The sequence below is a fragment of the Ectopseudomonas chengduensis genome (assembly GCF_900102635.1).
Lineage (GTDB): Bacteria > Pseudomonadota > Gammaproteobacteria > Pseudomonadales > Pseudomonadaceae > Aquipseudomonas > Aquipseudomonas chengduensis.
Window position 1 is genome coordinate 42,283 of record NZ_FMZQ01000008.1, and the last position, 11,901, is coordinate 54,183.

Annotated in this window: 8 protein-coding genes; 3 read left to right on the top strand and 5 right to left on the bottom strand. The window is 62.2% G+C overall.

Annotation, left to right across the window (positions count from 1 at the left end):
• Window positions 1-14 precede the first annotated feature (14 nt).
• The 3 genes from prpC to BLS08_RS13975 form a co-directional block, all read right to left on the bottom strand.
• Window positions 15-1,175, bottom strand: a complete 1,161-nt coding sequence (gene prpC / locus BLS08_RS13965; protein ID WP_017676808.1) for a bifunctional 2-methylcitrate synthase/citrate synthase — start codon at window positions 1,173-1,175, stop codon at window positions 15-17.
• 192 nt (window positions 1,176-1,367) lie between these two features.
• A complete protein-coding gene (prpB, locus tag BLS08_RS13970; RefSeq protein ID WP_017676807.1) occupies window positions 1,368-2,255 on the bottom strand; it encodes a methylisocitrate lyase in 888 nt (295 codons plus the stop codon).
• Window positions 2,252-2,989 (bottom strand): GntR family transcriptional regulator, encoded by a 738-nt coding sequence (locus BLS08_RS13975; RefSeq protein ID WP_017676806.1) that lies wholly within the window; start codon window positions 2,987-2,989, stop codon window positions 2,252-2,254. The genes prpB and BLS08_RS13975 overlap by 4 nt, the downstream gene beginning before the upstream one ends.
• A gap of 306 nt (window positions 2,990-3,295) precedes the next feature.
• On the opposite strand from BLS08_RS13975, the gene rloA reads away from it, so the two are divergent.
• From rloA to BLS08_RS13990, 3 genes are read left to right on the top strand one after another with little or no spacing between them, the layout of a single operon-like run.
• Window positions 3,296-3,832, top strand: a complete 537-nt coding sequence (gene rloA, locus BLS08_RS13980; RefSeq protein ID WP_026088555.1) for a retropepsin-like aspartic peptidase RloA — start codon at window positions 3,296-3,298, stop codon at window positions 3,830-3,832.
• A gap of 5 nt (window positions 3,833-3,837) precedes the next feature.
• Window positions 3,838-5,364 (top strand): osmotic stress tolerance membrane protein RloB, encoded by a 1,527-nt coding sequence (gene rloB, locus BLS08_RS13985; protein ID WP_017676804.1) that lies wholly within the window; start codon window positions 3,838-3,840, stop codon window positions 5,362-5,364.
• A gap of 4 nt (window positions 5,365-5,368) precedes the next feature.
• The gene (locus BLS08_RS13990; RefSeq protein WP_017676803.1) at window positions 5,369-6,355 is read left to right on the top strand and encodes an alpha-L-glutamate ligase-like protein; all 987 of its coding nucleotides are present in this window, start codon (window positions 5,369-5,371) and stop codon (window positions 6,353-6,355) included.
• A gap of 83 nt (window positions 6,356-6,438) precedes the next feature.
• On the opposite strand, the gene BLS08_RS13995 is transcribed toward BLS08_RS13990, so the two are convergent.
• Together BLS08_RS13995 and BLS08_RS14000 are read right to left on the bottom strand one after the other, a co-directional pair.
• Window positions 6,439-9,162 (bottom strand): helix-turn-helix transcriptional regulator, encoded by a 2,724-nt coding sequence (locus BLS08_RS13995; protein WP_017676802.1) that lies wholly within the window; start codon window positions 9,160-9,162, stop codon window positions 6,439-6,441.
• On the bottom strand, window positions 9,159-11,873 hold the full coding sequence (locus tag BLS08_RS14000; RefSeq protein ID WP_017676801.1) for a winged helix-turn-helix domain-containing protein: 2,715 nt from the start codon (window positions 11,871-11,873) through the stop codon (window positions 9,159-9,161). The genes BLS08_RS13995 and BLS08_RS14000 overlap by 4 nt, the downstream gene beginning before the upstream one ends.
• Between the last annotated feature and the right edge of the window lie 28 nt (window positions 11,874-11,901).

An 11,901-nucleotide genomic window follows, 5' to 3' on the forward strand; every position in this document is an offset into this window, starting at 1 on the left:
GGTGTCATTCATGGTTATTTACGATCCTTGAGCGGCACGAACTTCAGGTCTTCGGGGCCTGTGTAGTTGGCGCTCGGACGGATGATCTTGCCGTCGATGCGTTGCTCGATAACGTGGGCGGACCAGCCGGCGGTACGGGCAATGACGAACAGCGGGGTGAACATGGCGGTGGGCACGCCCATCATGTGGTAGCTCACAGCGCTGAACCAGTCGAGGTTGGGGAACATCTTCTTGATCTCCCACATCACGCTTTCCAGTCGCTCGGCGATGTCATACATCTTGGTGTTGCCCTGCTCCACGGACAGCTCGCGGGCCACTTCCTTGATCACCTTGTTGCGTGGGTCGCTGACGGTGTAGACCGGGTGACCGAAGCCGATCACCACTTCCTTGCGCCCTACCCGCTCACGGATGTCAGCCTCGGCCTCGTCCGGGCTGTCGTAGCGCTTCTGCACCTCGAAGGCCACCTCGTTGGCGCCGCCGTGCTTCGGCCCGCGCAGCGCGCCGATGGCGCCGGCGATGCAGGAAAACAGATCGGAACCGGTACCGGCGATCACCCGCGAGGTGAAGGTCGAGGCGTTGAACTCGTGTTCGGCGTAGAGGTTGAGCGAGGTGTGCATGGCGCGCACCCAGGACTCCCGCGGCTTCTCACCATGCAGCAGGTGCAGAAAGTGGCCGCCAATGGAGTCGTCGTCGGTGTCCACCTCGATGCGTTTGCCGTTGTGGCTGTAGTGGTACCAGTACAGCAGCGCCGAACCCAGAGAGGCCATCAGCTTGTCGGCGATATCGCGGGCGCCAGGGTGGTTGTGATCGTCCTTCTCCGGCGCCAGACAGCCGAGCACGGACACGGCGGTGCGCATCACGTCCATCGGGTGCGCCGAGGGCGGCAACTGCTCAAGGGCGGCCTTGACCCCGGCCGGCAGGCCGCGCAGGGCCTTGAGCTTGGCCTTGTAGCCGGCCAGCTCGGCGACGTTGGGCAGCTTGCCATGCACCAGCAGGTGGGCGATTTCCTCGAACTCGCAACGGTTGGCGAAATCGAGCACGTCATAGCCACGGTAATGCAGGTCGTTGCCGGTGCGGCCAACAGTGCACAGGGCGGTGTTGCCGGCGGCGGTGCCGCTAAGGGCGACGGATTTCTTCGGCTTGAAGCCTGGAGTGGTGGTTTCGGTGGTGCTCATCGCTATCTCCTCGACTCTTTTTGTTCTATTGCGCTTTCCGTAGGGTGGGCTTCAGCCCACCAGCAGCACTGATGCGGTGGCTGAAACGGATCGCCGCCCGGGCCACCCTACTTGCTCGTGCTCTACGCGCGTGGCCCGGAGGCAATCCGACAACCACGATAACCATTCCCGGATTGCATCCGGGCTACAGCCTTACTTCTTGCCGGCGGCGAACAGCGCATCGAGCTTCTGCTCGAAGGCGTGGTAGCCGATGCGGTCGTAGAGTTCGGCGCGGGTCTGCATCAGCTCGATCACATCCTTCTGGTGGCCGTTCTGGCGGATCGAGGTGTAAACACTTTCGGCCGCCTTGTTCGCCGCGCGGAAGGCCGACAGCGGATAGAGCTGGATAGCCACGCCGACCGAAGCCAGCTCGTCGCGGGTGAACAGCGGCGTGGCGCCGAATTCGGTGATATTGGCCAGCACCGGCACCTTCAGCGCCTCGACGAAACGCTTGTAGGTGGGCAGGTCGTAGGCCGCCTCGGCAAAGATGCCATCGGCACCTGCCTCGACGTAGGCCTGGCAACGCTCGATGGCGGCATCCACACCCTCGGCCTGGATGGCGTCGGTGCGGGCGATCAGGAAGAAGTCCGGGTCGGTCTTGGCATCGGCGGCGGCCCTCACGCGGTCTACCATCTCCTCGCAGGAGACGATCTCCTTGCCCGGACGGTGGCCACAGCGCTTGGCGCCGACCTGATCCTCAATGTGCGCAGCTGCGGCGCCGGCCTTGATCAGGTTCTTGATGGTGCGCTCGATGTTGAAGGCCGAGGGGCCAAAGCCGGTGTCGATGTCCACCAGCAGCGGCAGGTCGCAGACATCGGTGATACGGCGTACGTCTGTGAGCACGTCATCCAGGGTGTTGATGCCCAGATCCGGCAAGCCGAGAGAACCGGCCGCCACGCCGCCACCGGACAGGTAGATGGCGCGAAAACCCGCACGCTTGGCCAGCAATGCATGGTTGGCGTTGATCGCACCGATTACCTGCAGCGGTTGCTCTTCGGCAAGGGCCTGACGGAAACGCTGGCCGGCGGAAAACTGGGTCATGAATCACCTCGAGTCTTGGATGAAGGGATGAGCGCTTGCTGTCCGTTTTGGGAGGCGTAGTGGCGCTCGATATTGCGCTTGGAGGCGCCGATGTGGCGGCGCATCAGCAGTTCGGCCAGTTCACCGTCGCGAGCTTCGATGGCGTCGAGAATGCGGTGGTGCTCGGCGAAGGCCTGATGCGGCCGATTGGGTGTGGTGGAAAACTGCAGGCGGTACATGCGCACCAGTTGGTACAGCTCGTCGCACAAAAGCTTGGCCAGGGTGCGATTGCCGCTGCCCTGGATGATCCGATAATGGAAGTCGAAGTCGCCTTCCTGCTGGTAATAGCCGACACCAGCCTTGAACGCAGCATCCTGCTCATGCAGCTCCAGCACCCGGCGCAGCTCGCCGATCTCCTGCTGAGTCATGCGCTCGGCGGCCAGGCGACAAGCCATGCCTTCGAGCGACTCGCGAATCTCGTACAGCTCGACCAACTCGGCATGACTGAGCGACACCACACGCGCCCCCACATGCGGCACGCGCACCAGCAGCTTCTGCCCTTCCAGGCGATGGATCGCCTCGCGCAACGGCCCTCGACTGATGCCATAGGTGCGCGCCAGCTCAGGCTCGGAGATTTTGCTCCCGGGGGCGATCTCGCCCTTGACGATGGCAGCCTGGATCAGACGGAAGACGTGCTCGGAAAGTGTTTCCGAATCCACCTGCGGCGCTGTAGACACATCTGATTCGAGCAGCATGATTGTCAACACCAATAGCTTTTCATGGCGATAAAACTACGCCATGAAGGCAAATTCGTCAAAGCAGACCAAAGTATTGTCGACAATATCTCCAGCTCGCCCGATCAGGCAAACCGCGACCCTACTTGCAGAAAGCTACATAAGCGTCTGTCGGCACGGAAAATCCCCATGTTAGAATCCGCCCGTTCGTGCCCGGCCATCGCCTTTTGCCATGCCTGCTAGACTTCACGGCAGAAAGTTGTATGGCAGGATGCCTGCCAGTTGCTGCCCTCCATCCCGCCCCTGGCAATACCTTCTCAAGGACACATGAGACTGAAACCCTTCTCTTTGCTGATCTGCCTGCTGACCTTGTCCTGCCCGGCTCTGGCCATGGGCAAGTCGATCTATGGTCTGAATGAATATATTCACGTAGAAGAACTGGACCTGCAGGTAGCCGCCAAACTCGACACTGGCGCCAAAACTGCGTCCTTGAGCGCCCGCGATATCAAACGTTTCAAGCGTGACGGAGAAACCTGGGTGCGTTTCGTGCTGGCCATCGACGATGCCCATGAGCGCACTATCGAGCGTCCGCTGGCGCGAATCAGCAAGATCAAACGCCGTGCTGGCGATTTCGACCCCGATGAAGGCAAGACCTATACGGCACGTCCGGTAATCGACCTTGAATTGTGCATGGGCAAGACCCTGCGCACGATCGAAGTGAACTTGACCGACCGAAGCGCATTCCAATACCCGCTTCTGATCGGCTCCGAAGCGCTCAAGCACTTCGAAGCCATGGTCGATCCAAGCCTTAAATATGCAGCCGGCAAACCCGACTGCACCAATGACGCAACCCCTGGCGAGTAATTCCCATGCGCTCTCTGAACCTGCATCTGAAAGTCCTGATCACCCTCTTGGTGGCCCTGGGCGTTCTGATTACGGCATACCAAATCTTCATTCTCGGCATTCCGGTGACCGAGGACGAGACCGACGATCTGTGGAACATCGATGCCAAGGTCGAATTCCAGGCGACGCCGCGTGAGCCGGTGAAGCTGCAGATGTTCGTGCCGCCGCTGAACCAGGATTACGTGAGCCTCAACGAGAGCTTCATCTCCAACAATTACGGCGTCAGCGTCAACCGTGTCGATGGCAACCGCCGCGTCACCTGGTCGGCACGCCGTGCCAATGGCAAGCAGACCCTCTATTACCGACTGGTTCTGACCAAGCGTTACAGCGGCGAGCAGACGCCTGCTAAAGGCCCGATCTTCCGCGACAGCATCCCGGTCGAAGGCCCCGAGAAGATCGCAGCCGAAGCCCTGCTCGCGCCCATTCGCCAGCACTCGGCGGATGTCGAGACCTTCATCAGCGAAACCATCAAGCGCGCCAACAACGTCAACGATGACAACGTGAAACTACTGCTCGGCGGCGATGCCTCCACCGCCAACAAGGCCAAGGTCGTCGACCTGCTGCTGTCCATCGCCCACGTGCCGATGGAGCGCGTACACACCATTCGCCTGCAGGCCGAGGTCGCTCAGTCGCCGGAGCTGTGGCTACGTAGCTTCAATGGCCAGAAATGGCTGTACTTCAACCCGGAATCCGGTGAGCAGGGCCTGCCGGAAGACCGCCTGGTCTGGTGGATCGGTGACGGTGATCTGGTCAGCCTCGAAGGCGGCCGTCAGGCGCAAGTCAGCTTCAGCCTGAACAACAGCGAGATGAACGCCATCCGCCTGGCCAAACTGACCGATGAGAACACCGACGCCAGCTTCCTTGAATACTCGCTGTACGGCCTGCCGCTGCAGACCCAGCAGACGTTCATGATCATGGTAATGATCCCGATCGGCGTGCTGGTCATCCTGATCCTGCGCAACCTCGGCGGCCTGCAGACCCTGGGTACCTTCACCCCGGTGCTGATCGCCCTCGCCTTCCGCGAAACCCAACTGGGCTTCGGTATCTTCCTGTTCACCGTGATCACCGCGCTAGGTCTGTCATTACGCTCCTATCTGGAACATCTGAAGCTGCAGATGCTGCCGCGCCTGTCGGTGGTACTGACCTTCGTCGTGGTACTGATCGCCGCCATCAGCCTGTTCAGCCACAAGCTGGGCCTGGAACGCGGCCTGTCGGTTGCGCTGTTCCCGATGGTGATTCTGACCATGACCATCGAGCGTCTGTCGATCACCTGGGAAGAACGTGGCGGCAGCCATGCCTTCAAGGTCGCCATCGGCACCCTGTTCGCCGCCACCATCGCGCACCTGCTGATGAGCGTGCCGGAGCTGGTGTACTTCGTGTTCACCTTCCCGGCGATCCTGCTGATCCTGGTGGGCTTCATGCTGGCGATGGGGCGTTACCGCGGCTACCGCCTGACCGAACTGTTCCGTTTCAAAGCCTTCCTCAAGGACTAAGACCATGTTCGGCCTGATCAAGACGTGGAAGGCCCTTGAAGCCAAGGGCATCATGGGCATCAACCGACGCAACGCGGACTACGTGCTGAAGTACAACAAACGGCACCTGTACCCGATCGTCGACGACAAGATCATCACCAAGGAGCGGGCCATCGAGGCCGGCATCGATGTGCCGGAACTGTACGGCATCATCGACACCGAGAAGGGAATCGACAAGCTCGACGAGATCATCGCCGGGCGCACCGATTTCGTCATCAAGCCGGCGCAGGGCGCCGGCGGTGACGGCATCATGGTCATCGCCGACCGCTTCGAGGACCGCTTCAAGACGGTGTCCGGCAAGATCGTCAGCCACGAGGAGCTGGAGCAGCAGATTTCCAGCATCCTCTCCGGCCTGTACTCGCTCGGCGGTCACCGCGACCGTGCGCTGATCGAGTACCGCGTCACCCCGGACACCATCTTCAAAAGCATCAGCTACGAAGGCGTGCCGGACATCCGCATCATCGTGCTGATGGGCTACCCGGTGATGGCCATGCTGCGTCTGCCAACCCGCCAGTCCAACGGCAAGGCCAACCTGCACCAGGGCGCCATCGGCGTGGGTGTGGATCTGGCCACTGGCGTCACCCTGCGTGGCACCTGGCTGAACAACAAGATCAGCAAGCACCCGGACACCACCAACGCGGTGGACGGCGTGCAACTGCCGAACTGGGACGGCTTCATGAAGCTTGCTGCCGGCTGCTACGAGTTGTGCGGCCTGGGTTACATCGGCGTGGACATGGTGCTGGACCAGGACAAGGGCCCGCTGATTCTCGAGCTCAACGCCCGCCCGGGTCTGAATATCCAGATCGCCAATGACTGTGGTCTGACCCACCGCGCCCATGCCGTGGAAGCCCGCCTGGAAGAACTGAAAGCCAAGGGTATTCAGGAAGACGCAGAAGAGCGCGTGCGTTTCTCCCAGGAGCTGTTTGGTCACATCGCCAGCAAGGAAATCTGACCAGCGAACGTCGTAAGGTGCCGCCGCACCTTACGACTCGCTCGATGCACCCTCGCCGGCTCGCCCCCCCTCACCCCACCGTCTCATGCCTCGCTCAGTAGCCCCAGGCTCTTGCCCTTGAGTACGGCTTGCGTGCGGCTGCGTACGCCCAACCTGGAAAACAGGTTATGCAGGTGCCATTTGATGGTGGCCTCGGACAAGTGCACCGCCTCGGCGATATCGCGATTCGACAGCCCCGCTGCCACGAGCCGCAATATCTCCCGCTCGCGATGGCTGACCCCCTGATTTTCCTCGAGACTTTCTGGATCGATAGCCAACCTGCGACACTGCTCGCGTAGCATTTCGGCAACGCCCTGCCAGACAGCGGCACACTTGGGCTCGGCGCGGCTCCAGGCATTCCAGAGTGGCAGCAGCCACAGTGCATCGTCCTGAAACAAGCGGCGATAGCCGCATTGCCAGGCCTCTTCGAGTGTCGCCTGCAACAGCGCGAAGGCTTTTTCGCCGTTACCTTTGCTCCAGTAAGCCACTGACAGCAGCAGGCTCAGGTGCAGGCGCCGATCACGCTGGTGGTCCGCTCCCTGCTTGGCCAGGCACGCCTCCAGGCTGGCCTGGGCTCTTTCCGCCCATTGCTCGCTCAGCGCCAGGCGCGCCTGGCTCAGCGCCAGCGCCGTGTGTGCATCGCCATAGCGCTCGATGGGCAATACAGCGAGATGACGCTCCAACTGCAGATAAATACGCTGCGCCTCGTTGGGCCTGCGTAGCCACAGCAGGAACTGCACCTTGCAACCCATGGCGATGGCAAATACCCGCTCGTAGCCTGGCCCCTGCAAACCGCTCAACCACTCGTCGAGTTCTTCCAGCCCCTGCTCACCGGCACCGGCAAAGAAGCGCGCACGCGCCATGACCAGCTTGCCGCGGCTGATCAACTCCACCGGCGTGGCAACATCACGCCAGGTGGTGGCCAGCGGCAGCTCGGCGAGAATCGCAGCGTGGCGATCCTGTTCGTAAAGCAGATCGGCATAGGCAAGCCCGAGCGGACCACCAACCCGGCTGCGCCGCCCAAATACTTGCTCGACCCTGGCCCGCGCGGCCTCGGCCAGGGAGCGACCGCGCTCCAGTTCGCCGTACTCCTTGCAGATCAGCGCCTCGATCAGGCTGGCCATCACGTGCAGGTACTCACTCTCGCACTGACGCAGGTTCTCCCGCGCCACGGCAATCGCCTTGGCCGCCTCACCGAACTCACCGAGCAGAGCGAACGCCGCTGCCTGCACGCAGGCCAGGCTGGCGCGAAATACCGGCTGATTCTTTGGTACCAGCGCCAGCCAGTGACTGGCGACCTTGAGGCAGGCGTCGAGTTTGTCCTGATAGAGCAACACCAGTGCCTTGAGCACCTGAGCGGCAGCCAGCAGCTCGATCAGGCCGAAGTGGATACCCTTGCCGCGCCCTTGCGTCAGGCGTGCGCTGACCTCCTCGATCAACGCCTCGGACTCGGCAAACTTCTGTTCAAAGGCCAGCTGCCAGGCATAGAAGATCTGGAACACCGGCTGCTCGGTGATCACCAGCGGTGGGATGTCCTTGAGAATGGCGAGGATGCCGTAGACCCGATTACCGGCGATCAGACGCGCGCCCTGACGCTCCAACAGCTCGGCGGCGAAAGCATAATCGCGAGCGCGCAGGGCGTACTTGATCGACTTGTCGGCCAGATCATGGTTTTCGCACCAGCGCGCAGCGGCGTGCAACAGATGAACCGGATCGCCGCGCCTGGCCAGGCGCCCCTGAAGAAAGTCAGCAAACAGGTGGTGATAACGGAACCATTGGCCCTGCTCGTCCAGCGCGATCACGAAGAGTTGCTCGGCCTGCAGCCGGCGCAGCATGTCGCGACCGTCCTGGCGCCCAGTCAGTGCGTTGCACAACTCAGCGTTGAATTCGTCGAGGACCGAGGTCTGGTCGAGAAACAGCTGCACTGTTTCCGGCAGGCTGGCCACCACATCTTCGGCCAGATAATCGGCGATGTTGCGTTCGGTCCCTGACAGCCCGGCGAGAAAGGCCTTGCGATCATGCTGGCGCGGCAAGGCCAGCGCCGCCAGGTGCAGCGCAGTGATCCAGCCTTCCGTGCGCGTATACAGCTGGTTGAGTTCACTTTCCTCAAGCGCGAGACCTTTGATCTTGCGCAGATACGCAGCCGCTTCCGCACGAGTCAGACGCAGGTCCTCGGCCTTGAGCCAGAACGCCCAGGCGCCGAGCGACGGCGGCTCTTCGAGAAAGCGCGGCTGATAACGCGTGCTGACCACCAGGCGCACTTGCTTGGGCAGGCGCTCGATCAGATAGCGCGCGCCTTGACCGAGGGATGGATGGCGAATGCGGTGAAAGTCGTCGAGCATCAGATAGAGCGTTTCCGGCAGTCCTTTCAGATCGTCGAGCAGCGCATCTATCACCGCCTCCAGCGGCCAACTGATCTCGCCCTGCAACAGCGCCGCGGCGCTACTGCCGAAGCCGGGACAGGTGGCGGCAACCGCCGCGACCAGATACTGCAGAAACCTCGCTGGTTCGCTATCGCTTTCATCGCACGACAGCCAGGCGACCCGCGTCCCCTGCCCCTGCAAACGGCTACGCAGCTGGCTGAGGACAGTGCTCTTGCCAAAGCCGGCGGGTGCGCTGAGCACGATCAGGCGCTGCTCGCTGGCGTCCAGCAAACGTTCGAGCAAGGCCACACGCTCCAGCAGCGGCGCGCCCTCGGCATGGGCGGGATACAGCTTGGTACGCAACAGCGGTGCGGCGGATTGGCAGGACGGATTCTGGCTGTTCATGATTCGAGTAGGCTCAGTTCGCGGGCACGGCGGATGGCTTGAGTACGATTACGCACCTTGAGCTTTTCGTAGATGTTGTGCAGGTGCCATTTGACGGTACCCAGGGCCAGCGCCAACTGCTGGCCGATCTCTTCATTGGACATGCCCTTGGCGGCCAGACAGACCACCTCACGCTCGCGCTCGGTCAGCCCCTCCTCCAGCACGACAATGGCATGCGGCGATTCCTGGCCGGGCCAGGCGCTCAACAAGCTGCGGATGAACGCCTGCAGCGCCGGCTGGCGCTCGACGGATTCCAACTGCTGCAGCAACTGGCGTATGGCCTCGCCTTCCTCGATGAACAGGCTGCGCGCTTCTTCCCGCTCGGCGCCGATCAGGCATTGCACCAGCAGGCTCTGCGCGCGTTCCCGGTAGCCCAGGCGCTGGTAGCTCAGCGCAGCGAGCAGATCCAGGCGCAGCTGATGCAGCCCGTGCCGGCCATCCTGCAACTGGTTGCGCAACTGGGTGATCTCATGCAGCGCCTCGCTGAAATGGCCCCGCGCCTGCTGCAGACGAACACGGGTCAGGCCGAGCACCCACGGCACCGGATTGAAACTGCGCTGCGTGTAATACCCCGCCAACTTGCTCCAATCCACCGATTTCAGGCGCTGTTCTGCACGCTTGCTGCGGTCAGCCATCGGCTCCTGCAGAATCAGCGCAATTTCCTCGCCCACGGCCTGCACGTAGAAACGCCAGGATTGATTGCGCGCCGCCAGGTTCTGCATCAGCACCAGGGTAGCAATCGCTTCTTTCGGCGCGTCCTGCTGGCGCTGAACCCGTGCCAGGCAAAGCATCGCCTGGGCATACAGGTCGATCGGGTTGATCACGTCGACCGTGGCCAACGCCCAGCGCAGCCGATCCTGTAGACCGTCCAGGCGGCCCTGGTGATAGGCGATCAGCGACTCGCTGATGGTTGGCAGAACCAGGGCTCGGGACTTTTCGCCGAACCAGGGCATCATCCGCGCACGCAACTGCTCGAACAGCAGCTGCGCCTGCTTTACCCGCCCTTGCTCCAGACACAGGAGCACTTCCACGTTGGCCAACTGCATGTCCAGGTAACGGCCTTCGAGGAAATGGTTGCGCTGCTGCGCCAGCGCCAGCAGTTTGCGCGCCTGCTCGGCCTGACCAAGCATGACGTTGGCCAGGGCGCCAACGGTGAGGATCGCCACTTCGAGAAACGCGGTGTGCTGCCCCAGCTGCGCCTCGATGCGCCGCGCCAGATCGACGCAGGTATCCAGGTCGTCCTTTTGCAAGGCGATCACCGCCTTGATCGCCAGCGTCGCCAGCACCTTGTCACTCAACGGCCCACTGGTGCGCGAATCGGCCCAGCGCTCCAGCAGCTCATCGAGCATGCCGTTGGCCTCGTTCAGACCCAGCTCGGCCGCACGGGTCCAGACATCGGCAAGCACCAGCACCGGAAAGCGCGCGGCGATTTCGTCCGGCACATGCTGTCGCCATTTGTAGATGAGGTTGAGCTGGCCGCGGTTGATCAGCTCCAGACCGCAGCCGTCGAGCAGCGCGGCGAGCATCTCGGCATCTTCGGCCAGGCAGGCGTGCTCGATAGCCAGGTTCTGCATATGGTGGTTGGTGAACCACAGGCTGGCATTGAAATGCAGCTGCTTGAAGCGCTCGGGATCGCGATCCTTGAGACGGCTGCGGAGAAACTCGGCGAACAGATTATGGAAGCGATACCACTGGCGTTCGCGATCCATGGGCAGGAGAAACAGCTGCATGGCCTCCAGCTCTTCCAGCAGCTGCTGGCCATCCTGACGCGCGGTCAGGGCGTTGACCAGCTCGCCACTGAGCTGCTGCGCCACCCCTAGCGCCAACAGCTGTTCCTGGCGCTCGCCAGGTAACTGCTCGAACACCGAGCGCAGCAAGTAATCGCCAACCACGTTCTTGTCTGCGCCCAATTCGGCCAGGCGCTCGGTCGGTTGCGGGTGGTTGCGCAGCCACAAGCAGGCCAGATGCACCCCCACCACCCAACCCTCGGTATGACGGTAAAGTGCGCCGAACGTCTCTGGATCGAGCTGCAGGCCGCTGCGTTCCAGATAACCGCGCGTTTCTTCAGGATTGAGCCTGAGCTCATCACTGCCCAGTTCCAGCAACAATCCCTTGGCGCGTAACGTGGCAAGACTCAGGGCGGGCTGCGAACGGCTGCCGATGGCCAGGGTGAAATTCGGGGGCGCCATCTTGACCAGGCGATTGAGTGCAACGAGCAGCTCGCCATCCTGGATCAGATGCAGATCGTCGAGCACCAGCAGCAGCGGCTCCGAACGCTGCGACAGATCCACCAGCAGACTTTCCATCACGGCCTCGACCGGCACCCGCATGGTATTGCGCAGGTAGCCCAGGGCGTAATCACCCAGGCCGGGCAGTGAACGCCCCAATGCTTCGATCAGTTGCTGGAAGAAACGTACCGGCTCATCATCAGCAGAGCCCAGCGATAGCCACGCAACAGCGCTGCCGCCCTGACGACGCTGCTCGACCAGCATCGCCAACGCGGTGGTCTTGCCAAAGCCAGCAGGCGCGCAAAACAGCACGAGGCGGGCGTGGGGGTGGGCCGAAAGCGCGGCTTCCACCTGGGGCCTTGTCAGATAGTCCACGGATGCCTGGGGCGGCGACAGTTTTGAACGCAGCAGGCTTCCAGCGGCTGGGCCGATCACTACATCCATGGCCTGGATTCCTTCATTCATTATTGTT